21 protein-coding genes are annotated in these 16,777 nt (G+C 32.3%); all 21 read left to right on the forward strand.

What is annotated here, in order from left to right; translation table 11 throughout:
- The first annotated feature begins 341 nt into the window (after positions 1-341).
- The 21 genes from B0I10_RS15745 to B0I10_RS15640 all read left to right on the forward strand — a co-directional run bounded on the left by B0I10_RS15745 (position 342) and on the right by B0I10_RS15640 (position 16,731).
- Complete coding sequence (locus tag B0I10_RS15745) at positions 342-545, forward strand: hypothetical protein (protein WP_112085588.1); 204 nt, start codon at positions 342-344, stop codon at positions 543-545.
- A gap of 246 nt (positions 546-791) precedes the next feature.
- A complete protein-coding gene (locus B0I10_RS05935; protein ID WP_146740315.1) occupies positions 792-1,136 on the forward strand; it encodes a lipocalin-like domain-containing protein in 345 nt (114 codons plus the stop codon).
- A gap of 5 nt (positions 1,137-1,141) precedes the next feature.
- Entirely contained in the window at positions 1,142-1,717 is a 576-nt protein-coding gene (locus tag B0I10_RS05940) for an outer membrane beta-barrel protein (RefSeq protein ID WP_112085590.1), read from the forward strand.
- 170 nt (positions 1,718-1,887) lie between these two features.
- Positions 1,888-2,697: a hypothetical protein gene (locus B0I10_RS05945; RefSeq protein ID WP_112085591.1), complete on the forward strand. Its 810-nt coding sequence runs from the start codon at positions 1,888-1,890 to the stop codon at positions 2,695-2,697.
- Positions 2,698-2,886: 189 nt separating this feature from the next.
- The gene (locus B0I10_RS05950) at positions 2,887-3,537 is read left to right on the forward strand and encodes a tetratricopeptide repeat protein (protein WP_112085592.1); all 651 of its coding nucleotides are present in this window, start codon (positions 2,887-2,889) and stop codon (positions 3,535-3,537) included.
- A 146-nt stretch (positions 3,538-3,683) separates the two neighbouring features.
- Entirely contained in the window at positions 3,684-4,355 is a 672-nt protein-coding gene (locus tag B0I10_RS05955; RefSeq protein ID WP_112085593.1) for a hypothetical protein, read from the forward strand.
- A 161-nt stretch (positions 4,356-4,516) separates the two neighbouring features.
- Complete coding sequence (locus tag B0I10_RS05960) at positions 4,517-5,206, forward strand: hypothetical protein (protein WP_220086191.1); 690 nt, start codon at positions 4,517-4,519, stop codon at positions 5,204-5,206.
- Positions 5,207-5,369: 163 nt separating this feature from the next.
- Entirely contained in the window at positions 5,370-6,032 is a 663-nt protein-coding gene (locus B0I10_RS05965; RefSeq protein WP_112085595.1) for a TlpA family protein disulfide reductase, read from the forward strand.
- Between the two features lie 160 nt (positions 6,033-6,192).
- Positions 6,193-6,726, forward strand: a complete 534-nt coding sequence (locus B0I10_RS05970) for a hypothetical protein (RefSeq protein ID WP_112085596.1) — start codon at positions 6,193-6,195, stop codon at positions 6,724-6,726.
- Complete coding sequence (locus tag B0I10_RS05975) at positions 6,717-7,058, forward strand: hypothetical protein (protein ID WP_112085597.1); 342 nt, start codon at positions 6,717-6,719, stop codon at positions 7,056-7,058. Before B0I10_RS05970 ends, B0I10_RS05975 begins: the two co-directional genes overlap by 10 nt.
- 226 nt (positions 7,059-7,284) lie before the next feature.
- Positions 7,285-8,031 (forward strand): LamG domain-containing protein, encoded by a 747-nt coding sequence (locus B0I10_RS05980; RefSeq protein ID WP_112085598.1) that lies wholly within the window; start codon positions 7,285-7,287, stop codon positions 8,029-8,031.
- A gap of 190 nt (positions 8,032-8,221) precedes the next feature.
- On the forward strand, positions 8,222-8,845 hold the full coding sequence (locus tag B0I10_RS05990) for a hypothetical protein (RefSeq protein WP_112085600.1): 624 nt from the start codon (positions 8,222-8,224) through the stop codon (positions 8,843-8,845).
- Between the two features lie 306 nt (positions 8,846-9,151).
- The gene (locus tag B0I10_RS05995) at positions 9,152-10,207 is read left to right on the forward strand and encodes an alpha/beta hydrolase (RefSeq protein ID WP_146740316.1); all 1,056 of its coding nucleotides are present in this window, start codon (positions 9,152-9,154) and stop codon (positions 10,205-10,207) included.
- Complete coding sequence (locus tag B0I10_RS06000) at positions 10,207-10,713, forward strand: RNA polymerase sigma factor (RefSeq protein WP_112085602.1); 507 nt, start codon at positions 10,207-10,209, stop codon at positions 10,711-10,713. Before B0I10_RS05995 ends, B0I10_RS06000 begins: the two co-directional genes overlap by 1 nt.
- Before the next feature lie 4 nt (positions 10,714-10,717).
- A complete protein-coding gene (locus B0I10_RS06005) occupies positions 10,718-11,389 on the forward strand; it encodes a hypothetical protein (RefSeq protein ID WP_112085603.1) in 672 nt (223 codons plus the stop codon).
- Positions 11,390-11,557: 168 nt separating this feature from the next.
- Entirely contained in the window at positions 11,558-13,021 is a 1,464-nt protein-coding gene (locus B0I10_RS06010) for a serine hydrolase (protein ID WP_112085604.1), read from the forward strand.
- A 203-nt stretch (positions 13,022-13,224) separates the two neighbouring features.
- Positions 13,225-13,704 (forward strand): hypothetical protein, encoded by a 480-nt coding sequence (locus B0I10_RS06015; protein ID WP_146740317.1) that lies wholly within the window; start codon positions 13,225-13,227, stop codon positions 13,702-13,704.
- 152 nt (positions 13,705-13,856) lie between these two features.
- Complete coding sequence (locus B0I10_RS06020) at positions 13,857-14,585, forward strand: DUF6843 domain-containing protein (protein ID WP_112085606.1); 729 nt, start codon at positions 13,857-13,859, stop codon at positions 14,583-14,585.
- Between the two features lie 124 nt (positions 14,586-14,709).
- Complete coding sequence (locus B0I10_RS06025) at positions 14,710-15,855, forward strand: hypothetical protein (protein ID WP_112085607.1); 1,146 nt, start codon at positions 14,710-14,712, stop codon at positions 15,853-15,855.
- A 164-nt stretch (positions 15,856-16,019) separates the two neighbouring features.
- Positions 16,020-16,577 carry a hypothetical protein gene (locus tag B0I10_RS06030; RefSeq protein WP_112085608.1) on the forward strand — a complete coding sequence of 186 codons (558 nt, stop codon included), beginning with the start codon at positions 16,020-16,022 and terminating at the stop codon, positions 16,575-16,577.
- Entirely contained in the window at positions 16,567-16,731 is a 165-nt protein-coding gene (locus tag B0I10_RS15640; protein WP_181456903.1) for a hypothetical protein, read from the forward strand. The genes B0I10_RS06030 and B0I10_RS15640 overlap by 11 nt, the downstream gene beginning before the upstream one ends.
- Positions 16,732-16,777: the final 46 nt, after the last annotated feature.

The following is a 16,777-nucleotide window of genomic DNA, read 5'->3' on the forward strand; positions in this document are numbered from 1 at the left end:
AATCCAATGAATATCTTTGGAATAGTTAAGGCATCGTGTAATTGCATAATCTTCGTTTTTAGGAAATTCAAAGTTATGCTTTTACATAGATGCTTGGCAAAAGTGGCGGTTCAGTGCTCCGCAGACGCATTTGTGGTTAATCAAAGTTTGGTTCTCCGCATAAACATTTGTGGTGAAAATCGCCACCTTCGCCAAGCCCGAAACCGTTAACCACAACAATGAACTCAGCAAACCGCTCAACCAAAATTGACGATGAAGAGTTCAGAAAAAATGGTTCACTTTTAGTTGATTATTAAAAAACTTTCGGCAAAAATTTTCACGTTTTTTTTATTTTGAATTTAATGGCAAAACTGAACCATTTTGTCGGAACTTTTGATGCGGACAAAAATCAGGGCGGACAATTCACTGAACTTATTGATGACTTGGACAAACCAACGAGCGGACAAAACGTTGCGGACAGAAATCCGAGCCGGCCGATTTTTATTAAAAAGCTGACTAAGAAAATAATGAAACAGATTTTTTTCCTACATTTACTTTGGAATTAAAAATTGCAGTGGTTAACATCGGTTTTGCAAAATTGCGGGGTTCGGGCTGAATTGGAAGTTGGTTTTGTATCATTAAGTTCAGTGTTTAACCGAAAGATTTGGCTTTTTTAGTCCGCAACTTAGCAAAGCCGTGGAACGTTACAAACAATTTTAAACCAAACTTTATGAAAAAAATTTTTTTTTTTATTTTTACTAACAACATTTTTTTCCTGCTCTTCTGACGATTCTGGTACAAATAATTCTTTAATTGTTGGAGAATGGGATTATGTTGAGCGCAATATTAATGGTGTGGATTCTGGTTTTGAAGAGACATGTCAATTTGAAGAGTATCAAATTTACTCAAATAATGGTACTTATGAGCATATAGAATTTGACAATCCGTCTGGTACATCATGTATTCAAGTTGAATCAACAATAGCAAATTGGTCAATCAACAACAATAATCTAACAATAACTTATGGTTTGGGTTCAGTTACTGCTGAAATAGTAGAACTTAATTCTACTACTTTAAAATACAAAATATCAAATCAAGATGTCAATGATGATGATATCGCTGATATTGTGATTTATACAATGTCTAGAAGAAATTAAATTATATGAAAAAATATTTATTACTTCTATTATTTTGTACATCTTTTTCTTTTTCTCAAAAGAAATTTGGTGCTTTTACTGGATTAAATTATAACTTTTTGACTAAAGGAAATTATGAAGGTCTAATGTCAGAAAACTCAATTTCGTTTCATATTGGTATACTTTATCAAATAGATATAAATGAGAAAATTAGTTTTAGACCCAAATTAATGTTTTCTCAACAGGGAGATAGAAAGAAAACAGCCGAAAATTCAATCTTTAATTTAACAAATTTAGATTACAAATTGAATTATATAAATGTCCCTCTTGATTTTAAATTTGGTAATAAATTTTACTTATTAACAGGTCCACAAATTGGTTATTTAATTGACACAAAAAAAATGAGTTCAGATTACGGCAACGTTAAATCTGAAATCGACTTGGGCTTAAATTTAGGCTGTGGAATTAATTTTGATCAATATTTTATTGAATTAGGTACATATAAAGGATTTTCAAAACTATTTGAATATGAAGATGAATATGGTGAAAAACATTTTTTGACAAACACCTTATTTAGACTTTCTTTTGGATATAATTTTTAAAAACTGTTTGTAACAGCGGTTTGCTTCAATGGCTACTTCCGGATTTTCCTACGGAAAATCCGCTGCTGAATGGAATGTTTTGTTATATTTGTAATGGCTTGGTGCTGGTGTAACGCCACTGAGAGCAAGCCGCAGAACGTTGGCAACAAGCTTAAAACAGAACTTTATAAATGAAAGAACACGGAATTAAAGTTTTATGTGGAATTTTAGCATTCGGAATTTTAATTTCGATTTTTCACATTATTAATGACCAGGGTGGTTCTGGATTAGGAAACGTAATTGACACTTTTACGATAACTTCAATAATTCTATTTTTATCAACTTTAATATACATTTTTTCTTCATTTAAGGAAAACATCAAAAAAATTAGTGTTTGGTTTCTATTAATTTTAAGTTGTCCATTAGCAGTTATGTCATTGACTCATTTGACAAAAGAATATTCACTAGAACTGACTGAAACGACAACACCAAAAGAGTTTCTTTACAATGTAAAAGTTGACCCAAATATTTATAATCGTGATAAATTGAAAATAGAGAAATTGATTGATAGTTTAATAAATTTGAAAACTGTTGAAAGACCAGCCGAATTAGCTCTAAGATATTTTAACGGACAAAATTATAATGATACAATTGAAAGAGATTGGGCAATTGATTTACCAAAAAATGTTGAGTATCAAGAAATAATTATTGACACACTATTTTATTCAAAAAACGGAAAAGATATTATTGCAGGATTGTTAATAAATAAAGTATTTAACGAATACAAAGACTATCCGAAAGGTAGAATTGAATATGTTGGAAAAGGATTTAAGTTTGACAAGGACGACGACTTTAAACCAATAAAAATGTTGAAATATTCTGTGACAGGACATGACAACTATAAAACTTGTTCGGAGAGATTAAGATATTATTACTTAAAAAAAATAGGAACTTATGAAAACGAATATAATATGAATGACAATAGATTTTTAAAGCAATAGAAGAAAGCCTATTGCCAACACAGGTTTGCAAGATTGCGGGTTTTGGGCTTAATTTAAAGTTGGTTTTGTATCTTTGAGTTCAGTGTTTAATCGAAAGTTTTGGGCTTGTTTAGTCCGCAACCTCGCAAAGCCTGAGAACGTTGGCATACATTTAAAAAAACCGAAGGAGAAACCAATATCTAAAATAGAATGAAGAAAATATTATTTTTAATTATCTTAAGTCAACTAAGTTGCAAATCACAAACAGATTGTCCCGAAGGAATAAATTTACTACCAATGTATGGAGAAGTAAAGAAATGTGAACAACAAATTGAATTAGATGATGAATTTATTCTAGAATCAGAAAAACAATTCAAAGACAGAAAAAAAGCATCTGAATACTATGTATCTAAAGGTTGGGAATATTTCTATAAAGATGATAATGATACATCTATGAAACGATTTAATCAGGCTTGGCTTTTAGATAAAACAAATCCACAAGTCTATTGGGGTTTTGGAAACTTATTAGGTAGAAAAAACGAATTCGAAAAATCTGTCAAATATTTACAGAAATCAATCGAATTAGAACCAAACAATGCTAAAGTTTACGAATGTATATCAACTAGTTACGTACAAATATTTTTTAAAACAAAAGATATTAAGTACTTAAACCTAACAATTGAAAACTTAAAAAAAGCAATAAAAATTGAACCGAAAAATGGAAGAGCATTAGGACAATTAGCAGGTTCATATGCTTATATAATGCAAAAAGATAGCTTAGCAAAATACATAAAAAAAACCGATGAAATAGACCCTAATTTTGTCAATCCAAAAGTAAGGGAAATCGCAAAAAAGAAATAAACGCCTGCCAACACACGCTACAAACAAGCTGGGCATTTGGCTTAATTTGATGATGATTTTGTATTTGAAAAATTAGTCATTAACCGAAAGTTTAGGCTTTCTTAATCCCAGCCTGCTTGTAGCGCCAAAACGTTAGCAACAATTTTATGACAGACCAAGAACTTGAAATATTATTGACAGAAAGAGTTAAAACGTTTGACTTGAAAAAGACTGCGTTTGACACTCTCGACAAAATACTGTCTGACAACTCAGACGACAAGGACTTTTTGTGTGGCTTCGAGCAGAATGAAATTAAACCTGTATTCGACAAATTCGAATATCACATTGACAGACGGCACGGAGGCTCTATCATTCGAACAAGAATTGGACTTTATGTTGAAAGCCAAAACTGGCTTGACAATTTAGAACCTATTGGATATTACGAACTCGAAGCAAATCTGAATGGAAAAGTAGTTGATGACTGGTTTGTAATTGAGAAAGAAAAATACTTGAAAGATCTAGGAATAATTTCGCACTTTCAAAGTATGAATGAAAAATTGCCAATAGAATATTTGAAAAGAAACCATATTCAATATGAGTTCGTTTCCTATGTTTCTATGGTCGGGACACTATTTGTGAGTAAACTGTTCGAAGGAACTGGACGATTTATTATAAGAGCAAACAGTAATTTAGAAACCGTTGAGAGTAAGAATTTTGACCAAGGATATTTAAAGGAAGCAAGGAAGTTTCTCAAAATGACAAGTCTCTATTTAACGACAAACAACTTGGTAACATACAACTTGAAAAATGAATTAACCGAAAATAAAAACTGTGGCTAACAGCATATTTATGAAATGGCGGGTTTAGTGCTAAAAAGAAGCTTTTGTGCATCAAAGAAAGTTAAGTGCTAAAAAGAAACATCGGTTTTCAAAAGCCGCCACTTCATAAATATGCAAAACGTTAGTGGCAATTAAATAAACGACCCGAAATGATAATAGGTTTGACAACAAAACTTCAATCTGAACTTGACAAAATAAATTCACCAGTCAAACTTCTTACAATTAAGGACACTACAATTAGAATGAATTTTGACAGTTGGGCATTTGCAGAAATTGACAACCGAAATATTGATGTTTGCTGTTTTGAAGATAGTGAACAAATGCACCTTCAATTAGTGGACAGAGAAATAATAGCAGGACAAATTACAATAGACAATTTAGCAGAAATCGCTTTCATTATTGACGGTTGGCTTTCAAAAAACAAAACCGTTAGACAACTTAAAGACGGAAATAATGAGTTTCGCATTTCAGAAAAGTATTCAAACTTATTGACATTAACTATTGACGAAGTTTTAGAAAAAAGGTGGACAAACGAATATAAAAGTATAATTAAAGAACAAACACTTTTTAACGCAGAATTATTTTTAGAATTAAAAAATAAGCTTTCTTATTTATTTCCATTTTTCAGTCACGACAATTTATGGTTTAGCAATATTCTTGAACTTCCAAATGATAATTTTAAATCACCTATAATTTATTGCAACAAAGACACCTTTGAAATCGGAATAACTTTGGACAACTTACAAAAAAACAACTCATTTAAAACTAAAAACATAGACGAAGCAGTTCACAAGACATTAGAACTTTTGCCAATAGATTTTGAAAAGACAATAAATCCGTTAAAAAATTAACTGCCACTAACATGGCAAAAGTGGGGCTTTAGTACAAGGCTGAACATTTGTACTTTCTATTAGCTTTTGTACTAAATTTGAACTTTAGTACTTTCTAAACCCCACCTTCGCCAAGCCCAAAAACGTTAGCTACAATAATAACAAACTAAAGGAGAAATTAAAAATGAAAAAATTATCGTTAATTATAACATCTACATTATTAGTATTTTCGTGTAATAATAAAAAAGAAACATATTACCAAGCACCTAATGGGAAAGTTTTTACGGCACAAGAATATCAAGAAGCAAAATTAAAAATGTCTGAAAGAGGCGAAATAAAAGAAGTGATTTTATCTTCAATCGAAAGAAATGATTCAATAATTAAGTTATTTAATACAACTGTAAAAGAAGAAAATCCTTATGCTGAGATAGATAAATTTATAGGGAAAAAATTGCCTTTTGAAAGCCTAATTGACCTAGCGGGAAATAAAATTAATTTAAATTCATTAAATGGAAAACCAACAATGGTTAACCTTTGGTTCGTAAATTGTAAACCATGTATAGAAGAGATACCTGAACTAAATAGAATTAAGAAAAATTATGGTGATAGAGTTAATTTTTTAGCTGTGACATTTAATAGTAAAGAAGTAGTTAATAAGTTTTTATCAAAAAACCAATTTGACTTTAATCATATTATTGACGCTCAAAGTGAAATAGATAAATTAAATAATAATAGCTATCCATTAAATCTATATTTAGACAAAGATGGAATAATTACATCCTATGAAAGCATGATTAATAATGATAAAAAGAATGGTGTTAATAAAGAATTAGAAAAATTACTGTAGCTAACAGCAGTTTGCAAAAATGGCGGGTTTTAGGCTTAATTTAAAGTTGGTTTTGTACTTGCAAAGTCAGTGTTAAACCGAAAGTTTAGGCTTCCTTAATCCGCCACTTCTGCAAGCTGCAAAACGTTATGTGCTATTTTAGGACGACCGACAGCAAACAATGACCGACAACAATTTTGACATAAAAATATTAGACCTTCATTGGATAAAGGACGTTGACGACCCGACAGACCTTTATGCTCACGGACACGTCTTTGTAAAAATCGGAGACGAAGTTATTGCTGACAAAGACAGTTTAGACGTAACAGTAAGTGCGACTGGTTTATATTTAATGCGGACACTTAAAGACAACTATAAAAAGGACGACTATGTAAGCCAATTACTTCCTTGTTGCGGACATTTTATAATTGCAGACGATGACAATAATTTTGTAAATATTTGTGGTTGCCCAAGTGGTATTGATTGGACAATTATACACACAGACGACAATAAAATCAAACATCTCTCAGACAGCGGACAAGTAGCAATAATTGACAAAGAACAATACAAAAAAATAGTTTTGGAATTCGCAGACCAAGTTGAGAACTTTTATAAAACGAGTATTCCAAAGACAATTCCAACTGACGATTTTGACAAAAAAGGTTACTTGACGTTTTGGAAAGAATGGAGAAATTTACGAGACGAATGGAAATAAATTTGCTACAACCAAGAGAGGATTTTGTTATTGAAACATTTGACGAATTTGAAAAGCGTTATTTGGGTTTTGGAAAGGAAATTTATTCAAAAATTAAAGAGAATTTACCTGAAATTTTCAATAACCTTGTGTTTTACAAGCGTGTGAATTTTCAATTAGAAGACAGCTATGCTGAATTCAAAAGCGACCAATTCCCATTTGGTATTCAGCTTGACCCACTATGTGAAGTAATAGTATTATGGAGTGACTGCAAGCATATTGAAATAGGTTATTGGGCAAAAAATGAATATGAAGATGCAATTAATTATATCAAATCAGAACTACTGAAATGAAAAGAAAAACAGCACATAGCACAGGTTACGCTATTGCGGGTTTTGGGCTTAATTTAAAGTTTGTTTTGTATCTTTGATGCTAGTGCAAAACCGAAAGTTTCGGCTTCCTTAGTCCGCAACAGTCGTAAAGCCTGGGAACGTTGTGTGTAATGCTAAATAATGACATAAAAGCATTTCAAAAGCAACTAAATGATTAACAACATGTCTAATTAAAAAATATTATTATATGAAAAAGTTGTATAAAATAGGATTTGTAATATTAGTATTCATATCTATTCGTTGCGAAAAAACAAATGAAGAAAATGTTGTCCAAAACCTTAACTGTTTACCAACTAATTTACAAAATGGAGTAGTTGCATTTTATTCTTTTGGAAATGGCTCATTAAACGATTCATCAGGGAATAATTATAATTTGACAAATCCAACGTCAGCAACTTCAGGAATAGATAGAGCTGGAAATCCAAATTGTGCATATCAATTTAATCACTCTAATAATGAGTTTTTAAAATATACGGATCCAACTTTTCTAAACAATTTACCTGCAAACAATCTTTCAGTTTCTTTTTGGTATAAATCTAATAATCAAAATAACATATATGGTTATGGAGTGTTTATTTCTAGAGATGATCAACTTTCTTGTACTAATACTTCACGCGGTGAATGGTCGATAGGTTTTTCAAATGGTTTTTTAATTACAAACTTACCAAATGGAGGTTTGTCTAATACCGGAATAGTAAATACAAATTGGCAACATGTGGTAATATCTTCAAATAACACAAACAATCAAATGTATGTAAATGGCATTCTAGTTTCAAGTGGAATTGGGTCATACAGTTGCCCAATTTTGAATCAAGGTGATTTATTTATTGGAAAATTCTATGATGGTTTAATTGATGACATAATAATTTATAACAGAGTTGTAACACCATCCGAAGTTACAGAATTATATAATTTAAGTGCTTGTTGTGACTAAAGCACTACACATATATAGATGCTTGGCAAAAGTGGCGGTTCTGTACTCCGCAGACAGTTTTGTTGTTAATCAAAGTTTGGTTCTCCGCATCGCATTTTGTGGTAAAAATCGCCACCTTCGCTAAGCCCGGAAACGTTATGGCACATAATAAAACACGACACAACGAACAGTAAACTTTAAAACTAAACGAATGAAAAAATTACTTTTTACAATTATTGTGGGAATCTCACTTTCATTGACCTCTTGCGGACAAGTTGACCCTAATAATAACATTGACGAAGGAAAAGTTGAAGGAAACATCTACACAAGTCAAGAAATTGGTTGGACAATTGAAATACCAAAGGGTTGGACGGTTATTGACAAGGAAAAAACCAAGGAAACGAATGAAAAAGGTCTTAAAGCAATAGAAGAAACAATAGATGGACAAGTTGACTACAGCGGTCTAAAAAACCTAATATCATTTCAGAAAAATCAATTCAATATATTTCAATCAACTTCAGAACCATTTGAACTTGAATATGAAGGAGAATGGGAAGAAAACAACGCAGCACTTAAAGAAATTATATATACAACATATTTAAACCAAGGAATAAAAACTGACTCTTCTGCTACGACAGTTGAAAAAATTGACGGACTAGAATTTCAGACATATAGTTTTAGGATTTACAGTCCAAAAGGCGAAGTTATTCTAAAACAAATAATGTTTAGTAGACTAATAAATGGTTTTGACTTTGGCGTAAATATTAACTACAACAATGACAAAGATAGAGATGAGCTATTAAAAGTTTTCAGGAACTCAAAATTTAAAAAGTGAGAATTACGTGCTATAACATCACCTATATGCAAGCAGGGGTTTCGTGCATCGTAGGACAGGAAAGTGGTAAATTTAAAGTTCAGTTCTTCGCAGGAAGTTCAGTGGTTAAAAACCCTGCCTGCGTATAGCTGAGAACCGTTAGGTGCAAGCGTAAAAGACGACCGTGCCAATGAAAACAAGCTAGAAATAATCGAACAATCCTATCCGACAAATAGAAGCAATAAAAAAAAGATTTTTGAAAACTGTGATTTTTTGAAAGGACTTGCGAATAATTGATTGAACAAGTTTCACTTAAAAAATCGCAAAATGAAGAATTTAAAAATTTATGCTTTTCTAACCTTCCTTTTTTTAGGAAGTACTTCTGTTGCCGCTCAAAGTATGTTGGATTTGTATTTTGGTGGCAACAAAGACAGTTTGACAACTGAAGCTACCAAACTTGTGCATACACCTGAGCCGACATTCAAACCTTCAGACCAACAGACTGAGCCAGACCCAGCATTTATTGCAGATATGGGATTTGAACAGGTTTACAAATCGGAAAATCGATTTTTTAATGTTCGTGACGATAAAAGAATCTTTGCTTATAGGTTTGCAAAACAATCTGACAATACGATAATTCTTATTCACGGTGTTGGTAGCAATGCTTATATGTATAACAAAACGGCAGGATTACTACAAGAAGCGACACAAGCAGAAGTTTACGCTATTGATTTAAGGGGTCACGGACAATCCGAAGGAAACAGTGGTGATGTTGATTACATTAATCAATATGTAGATGATTTGGCAGACATCATTAAAGAAATCCGAAAAGAGAAACCCAATGGTAAAATCATCATTGCAGGTCATTCTATGGGTGGCGGTATAGCTTTGCGTTATGCAATGGAAAAGCAATATGAACAACCTGATGGCTTTTTACTCTTTGCACCTCTAATCGGACACAACTCACCTGCCTTTCTGCAAACCCAAGCCAACGAAAACATAACCGAAGAACCATTTATGAAAATCCATATTGAGCGAATAATTGGTTTGACTATGCTCAATGAAATTGACAATCACGAATCTGACAGTTTGCCCGTACTGTTCTTTAATTTACCAGAAGCTGTTCCTTTGAGGAAATATAGCTATCGAGCCAATAAAAGTATGACGCCTGATGATTATGTGGCGGGATTAAACGCGATAAACAAACCATTACTTGTATTAATGGGAAGCGAAGACGAAGCTTTTTCGTCAGTAGCAACCAAAGAAGCCATTTTAAAAAACAGCAATGGAGCGTTTCATATGATTGACAAGGCTTCGCATAATGGTGTAAGACATAACGCACAGTCTTTTATTTTTATCAAAGATTGGTTTTCAAAATTGTAATGAACAAACAAGAGCAACGACATATTTTTGAAAGTATTATTGAACAACACAAAGGTATTTTGTTCAAGGTTGCCCGCACATACTGCCCAGACGAAGCAGACCGACAAGACCTAATACAGGAAATGATGATTCAGATTTGGCAGTCCGTTCACAAATACAATGACCAGTATAAAATTACAACTTGGTTGTATCGTATTTCACTAAATGTTGCTATCTCATATTATCGAAAAAATTCAACAAGAACAAAGAAATTTACTGATTTGAATGAGCAAATGATGGAAATCCCAGTCGAAGACAAATCGGAAAACGAAAAACAATTGAACTTATTGGAACAATTTATTAGCGAACTAAAAGAGATAGACAAAGCATTGATGATATTGTATTTAGAAGACAAAAGTCATACTGAAATTGCTGAAATATTGGGAATGTCAATAAGCAATGTAGGAACTAAAGTAGGTCGCATCAAAGAGAAATTAAAGACACGATTTGCACAATTAAAATCTTAAAGCAATGGACGAACTAGAAATAAAAAAACTTTGGCAATCTACCAATGACAAATTGGAAAAGAGCTTTGTAATTGATAAGAAAAACACCGAAGAGATAACCCATATGAAGGTTTATAGCCTTTTAGGCTCAATGAAACCAATTAAATTTTTCGCTCTATTGGTTGGTATTTTATGGGTTGGTATTGGAGGAATTGCTTTGAGCTCAATTTATTTAAACTCATTTAATGAAGCGAATAAGTTCTTTCTGTTTTCGGCTTCAATACAAGTAGGGCTGACCGCCATTTCATTATATATTTACCTTTATCAGCTTATCACTATCTACCAAATAGATATAACAGAACCGATTATTAGGACACAAGAGAAATTGTCAAGCCTAAAAATATCAACGCTTTGGGTAACTCGTCTTCTCTTTCTTCAACTTCCTGTTTGGACAACTTTCTGGTGGAACGAAACTATGCTAACAGATTGGGGTATTTTGCAATGGATAATGACCTTGTTTTTTACACTTTCATTTACTGTAATTGCTATTTGGCTATTCTTCAACATTAAATATGAGAACAGAAATAAGAAATGGTTTCAACTTATTTTTAGTGGAAAAGAATGGACACCATTAATGAAATCTATGGAACTGTTAGAGCAGGTGGAAGAATATAAAGACCAGAACGCCAGCACCTAACAGCGTGTATGAGAAATAGCGGGTGAAGTGGTAAATCAAAGGTCTGTGCTTTTATTTATCTTTGTGCAAAACTGAAAGTGAAGTGCTTTTTAATCCGCTACTTCTCATACACGCAAACCGCTGTAATGCAAAAACAAAATACCTAAAATTAATAGAAATTAACAAAATATGAAAAATTCAATACTGTCACTAATGATGATTTTGTGTTTGTATACAACATTATTTGGACAACAAAAAAACTCAACTCAAATAACCAAACGAATTGAAACCTACTTAACCGAACTTGAAAAAGTTGGGTTTTCGGGTAGTGTCCTCGTTGAAATAAACGGGATTAAAGTAATATCAAAAGGTTATGGTTTTAGTGATAGGGCAAAGTCAATTAAGAATGACCCTAACACCGTTTTGTGCATTGGTTCTATTACAAAACAATTTACTGCTACTGCAATACTAAAATTGGAAATGCAGGGAAAACTTTCTACTGACGATAAAATCATTAAGTATTTCGATAATGTTCCAATTGATAAAAGTAGTATAACAATACACGATTTGCTTCGTCATCAATCAGGACTACAAAGTAACGTAGGCAAAGATTATGACAAAATAAGTCAAGCGGAATTTCTTGATAAGGTTATGAATTCCAAATTGCTATTTGAAGTTGGGAAAGAGTTTTCCTATTCAAATATTGGATATAGTTTATTAGGAATGATTATAGAAAAAACATCAGGCAAAACTTATGAAACCTATTTATATGAAAACCTTTGGAAACCTGCACAAATGGAAATGACAGGATATTCAAGACCAATGTTTGACAAATCCAAAATAGCCATCGGATATTATAAAGACGATAAAATATGGGGCAAACCAACAGATAAAGAATGGGATAAAACCGCACCATATTGGCATCTTACGGCTAATGGTGGAGTACTTTCAACAACAGAAGATATGTATAAATGGCATAAGGCACTGCTAGGAGAAAATATATTGTCAAAAGAAGCGAAAAACAAATTATACCATCCAAAAATAAGAACAGAAGAAAATTATAACGCTATATACGCATATGGTTGGGACGTTTCACAGACAGACAGAAAAACAAACCGAGTTTGGCACAACGGAGGAAACAATATTTTTTATGGGGACTTTATAAGATATATTGACGAGAATATTACTTTAATTATGCTTTCAAATAAGTCGCATCAAACGAACTTTGACAGATTAAACTTTGAGTTGTCTAAAATGATTTTTGAAAAAAATTATAACCCTATAATACCTATTGCTGACAATCAAGCCAATCAAAAATATTCTCAAAATATAATTGAAATAATTTTGAATAAAGGAATTGAAGTTGGTAAAGAAAGTTATAAAAAAAGAACTGCTAACAAAAATATTTTAGAATACATTTTAAACGCAAAAGGTTACGATTTTTTGTCGCAAAAAAATTACGAAAAAGCAATAAACCTTTTCATTATGAATACTTTTGCATTTCCAAAATCTGCAAATGCTTTTGATAGTTTAGGAGAAGCGTATATGAACAAAGGCGACAAGATTTTGGCTATTAAACACTATGAGAAAAGTTTAGAATTAAATCCAAATAATGGAAATGCAAAGAATATGCTTTTAGAATTGAGGAGATGATGACAAACAACGCCAGCCACTAACAGCGCCTTGGCAAAAGTGGCGCGCCTGTGCTTTCAAATAAAAATTAAGTGCTAATTTCGGGCTTTAAGCGGTGTTTGGGAGTTTTGTGGTGAAAGCGCCACCTTCGCCAAGCCGCCAAACGTTACCTGCTATTTTGAAAAAAAACGAAAATAAAAAATATAATAAATTAAAAAACCAATATGTTGAAAAAACAAAAAAAATCTTTATACGCAAAAACAATAATGAAAATTGTCTTCTTTTTTATTTTGATAAATTTTAATCTTGCATTTGGACAAACTGAAAAAGTTGGAGTAACAAAAGAAATAAAAGAAAAGAATATAAATTGGGAAGAATTTGATCAAAGTTCTTCAATTCAAAAAAGTGAAATTAAATTAATAAATATGCAAGGGTTATGGAAAGCTTACGAGGGAATTTATAAATTTAATGAACACGTGAATGCAATGAAGTTAACCGAACCATTTATTTTTGAAGTTAAAAAAGAAAAATATCGGAGAAATTCTAAATCAAAATTTAAAACTTTTACAATTAAAGAAAATATAATTACTATGATTGACAAAGATAAAGTTGAAGTAGGTATTATTAACAAAATAACAGAAACTGAAATAATAATTTCTTGGAAAAATAACTTAAATTATACACGTTATTATTATAAGAAATAAAAACAGCAGGTAACAGCAGTTTGCAGAAATGGCGGGTTTAGTGTTTAATTTAAAGTTGGTTTTGTACTTGCAAAGTCAGTGTTTAACCGAAAGTTTAGGCTTCCTTAATCCGCCACTTCTGCAAGCTGCGAAACGTTGGGCACAATATTAGAATGACCGAGAAGATAAGTAACATATTATACTACGGTGGACTAATTCTACTAGCAATTGGAGCATTCGGATTGACTTTCGCTGCGTTTTTTGCAATAATCGGATTACCAATTTTTATCGTTGGACTAATCTTGATTTTGACTTCTCTAAAAAAGTCTTGGAAACAACGTCTTATTCCAATCGGACTTTTCATCATTGGAATTGTAGCTTTCTGGCCAATTTGGAGAGCAGTAAATTCAGTTGGGCCAGAAATTTTTTTAATCCCTGAAAATTATCGTGGACGAGTAAATATTGTTTATAAAAAAGAATGCGGGATAAAGCTTGAGAAAAGCGATGAAGGTCTGGTGTATAACATACCAAATGACGGAATTCTAATTCTTGAAAAGGAACAGAAATATGGGTTTATAGACCATACTTATTATTTGATTGACAAAAATGGCAACCGAACCGAATTGCCAAAAATGGACGTGCGAGATTTTAATGAAGAATGGACTTTGGAGAAAAATCCGAACGAGCCACCAAGAGACAAACTTGGGGTTTTCCATTGGGGAAGAACAGGAAGCATGGGGAAAATGATTGACGAAAACGGAGAAGTATCTAATCAAGACAACCTTTACACTTATAGCGAATTTTATGTTTCGACTTATGGTGACTTAATGGAAAGATTTGATTTTAAATACGAGAGAGAATTTGACTCAATCAGAGACAACAAAATACAAAAATGCAAATAAATACTGTGCCCAACAGCACCTACCCAAAAGTGGCGGTTCAGTGGTTAAATCAAGCTTTGTGCTTGGTTGACAGTGAATCGCTTCGAAATCGCCACCTTCGGGTAGCAGCAAAACGTTAGCGGCAATGATGAAAAAACACCTGTACATATTATTAAGCCTTGTGATTTTTTCGCAATCGAATGCCCAAAACTTCGACAAACTTATTGAACATTTTAGGAATAACAATTTTGTGGGGTTTGAAGTAACTCCACGAGATAGTATTAGCGAAAACTCACTATACAAATCAAAGGATTTTAATGTTTCGATAAGTAAAAACCCTATCAACTTTAAGGTTGACACACTCGTACTTAAAAATCCATATTTTACAGATGACTTTGACGATTGGGATGAAAATTATATAAATTTTCCTAAATCATTTTCTGTCATTTATGATGAAAACCTTATATCCTTATTTGGTAATGGTAAATTTCTTTGCCATAATCTAAAGGACTACTCAAGAAATAAACAACTTGAGAACGAACTAAACAGTAAAAAATTTAAATATCATTGGGTTATTGACGGAAAATTATATGCTAAATCCAAATCAATTTTATTTAGCTGTTTACACCAATGGAATGGAGCTAAATGGGAAAGTGCAGAGATAAAAATTCCAGTAGATGAACAATCAATTTTGCTATCTGATGACAAGTTTATAGTTTACCGAAAGTGTAGTGGCGAATTTGGAGGGACTATTTACTTTTTCGACAGACAAAGCAAAGAAACATTTTTTACAGAATCAACTTGTGCAAATACGGTAATCAAAAAAAATGGACAGTACCAAATTCTTGCACATTTAGGTCATATGATGGGAACATCAGAAATTAAAGTAATTGACGACCCGAAAAAGTTGACTAAAGCAAAAAGCAATCAGCTCAGAATTAAACAAGGAAGTTTAGGTTATCAAGATAAATCAAATGAATACTCGAAAGAATTAGACCTTTCCGGAATTCAACTATTTTCTACTTTCGAAATCGAAAATCGAAGATTATTCCTTGCGAACTTTAATGAAAGTACATTTTTAGCAGAAATTGATGGAAAGGAAATACAAATTGTAAACCCATTATTCAATAAAGATAAATACACACACGACCCAATAACCAAAACTTATGGAACATATACTTTGATTAATATGGACCATTACGGAACAGCTTTAGACCGAGAGGTTTCGGTAATGATAATTAAGGACAATAAAATCACGTTAATAGATTGGAACGAAAATCACAGCCGCTAACAGCGTGTATAAGAAATAGCGGGTTCAGTGCTAAATCAAACGTCAGTGCTTTTAATAAAAGTCAGTGCCAAACTGAAAGTGAAGTGCTTTTCAATCCGCTACTTCTAATACACGCCAAACGTTAGCAGCAATGCCACCACGACACAAACAGACAATTTAAACAAATGGACAGAGTAGTTTTTAACGGACAACAAATATCAAATTGGTTAGACTATATTCTAATGAAATTTGCCGACCAAGACTATTTTGAAATTGAAAATAAAGCTGACGAAGTTTTTATTATTGTTAATAGCTTGACGAATAAAACTAAAATTTGGTTTTACGGACTTGGAGACACTGGTTTGCTTTTAACAGACTGTCAATATTCAAGTGACGAATGTCAAGGTTGGAGTGGTGAAACTTGTGCTGTTGACTGCAATAAATATGGAACTTTTACGCAAGAAAATCTTAACACAATTGACGAAATACTTGACACACCAATTTATAAAGGTTGGATTTCAGTTGACTATTATCTTGGCGACAGTTTTTACAAATCTCTGACCTATGCAGACAAAGACAAAACTAAACCACCCTTTAAATATGTTGGTAGTAAATTTGGTTGTGTATCGATTATACTTTTTCCTATATTTATTGTCATAAACTTTCTATTAAAAATCGGACTCATCGGTAACAAGACAGAAATAACAATTGACCCAATTATCAATAAACGAAATGACGTATAATCTAACACGGACAGAAGGCACAGCTGCTAACAGCACATTGGCAATAGGCGGGATTTCGTCTCCGCTTGACAGTTTTGAGGTAGCCGAAAGTTCTGTTCTCCGAAATAACTTTTGTGCTGAAAAGCCCGCCCATCGCCAATCTGCAAAACGTTAGCAGTAACCATAAAAAAATCTCCGTAAAATTTGATATTATACCAAAA

It is taken from the genome of Flavobacterium lacus, assembly GCF_003268815.1.
Classification (GTDB): Bacteria; Bacteroidota; Bacteroidia; order Flavobacteriales; family Flavobacteriaceae; genus Flavobacterium; species Flavobacterium lacus.

Excerpts from the sequence above, each read along its gene's own strand:
- B0I10_RS06025 (WP_112085607.1), top strand. The coding sequence starts at position 14,710 with ATGATGAAAAAACACCTGTACATATTATTAAGCCTTGTGATTTTTTCG.
- B0I10_RS05950 (WP_112085592.1), top strand. The coding sequence starts at position 2,887 with ATGAAGAAAATATTATTTTTAATTATCTTAAGTCAACTAAGTTGCAAA.
- B0I10_RS06000 (WP_112085602.1), top strand. The coding sequence starts at position 10,207 with ATGAACAAACAAGAGCAACGACATATTTTTGAAAGTATTATTGAACAA.
- B0I10_RS05970 (WP_112085596.1), top strand. The coding sequence starts at position 6,193 with ATGACCGACAACAATTTTGACATAAAAATATTAGACCTTCATTGGATA.
- B0I10_RS06030 (WP_112085608.1), top strand. The coding sequence starts at position 16,020 with ATGGACAGAGTAGTTTTTAACGGACAACAAATATCAAATTGGTTAGAC.
- B0I10_RS06010 (WP_112085604.1), top strand. The coding sequence starts at position 11,558 with ATGAAAAATTCAATACTGTCACTAATGATGATTTTGTGTTTGTATACA.
- B0I10_RS05975 (WP_112085597.1), top strand. The coding sequence starts at position 6,717 with ATGGAAATAAATTTGCTACAACCAAGAGAGGATTTTGTTATTGAAACA.
- B0I10_RS05940 (WP_112085590.1), top strand. The coding sequence starts at position 1,142 with ATGAAAAAATATTTATTACTTCTATTATTTTGTACATCTTTTTCTTTT.
- B0I10_RS05945 (WP_112085591.1), top strand. The coding sequence starts at position 1,888 with ATGAAAGAACACGGAATTAAAGTTTTATGTGGAATTTTAGCATTCGGA.
- B0I10_RS06020 (WP_112085606.1), top strand. The coding sequence starts at position 13,857 with ATGACCGAGAAGATAAGTAACATATTATACTACGGTGGACTAATTCTA.
- B0I10_RS05990 (WP_112085600.1), top strand. The coding sequence starts at position 8,222 with ATGAAAAAATTACTTTTTACAATTATTGTGGGAATCTCACTTTCATTG.
- B0I10_RS05980 (WP_112085598.1), top strand. The coding sequence starts at position 7,285 with ATGAAAAAGTTGTATAAAATAGGATTTGTAATATTAGTATTCATATCT.
- B0I10_RS05995 (WP_146740316.1), top strand. The coding sequence starts at position 9,152 with ATGAAGAATTTAAAAATTTATGCTTTTCTAACCTTCCTTTTTTTAGGA.
- B0I10_RS05955 (WP_112085593.1), top strand. The coding sequence starts at position 3,684 with ATGACAGACCAAGAACTTGAAATATTATTGACAGAAAGAGTTAAAACG.
- B0I10_RS06005 (WP_112085603.1), top strand. The coding sequence starts at position 10,718 with ATGGACGAACTAGAAATAAAAAAACTTTGGCAATCTACCAATGACAAA.
- B0I10_RS05965 (WP_112085595.1), top strand. The coding sequence starts at position 5,370 with ATGAAAAAATTATCGTTAATTATAACATCTACATTATTAGTATTTTCG.
- B0I10_RS06015 (WP_146740317.1), top strand. The coding sequence starts at position 13,225 with ATGTTGAAAAAACAAAAAAAATCTTTATACGCAAAAACAATAATGAAA.
- B0I10_RS15640 (WP_181456903.1), top strand. The coding sequence starts at position 16,567 with ATGACGTATAATCTAACACGGACAGAAGGCACAGCTGCTAACAGCACA.
- B0I10_RS15745 (WP_112085588.1), top strand. The coding sequence starts at position 342 with ATGGCAAAACTGAACCATTTTGTCGGAACTTTTGATGCGGACAAAAAT.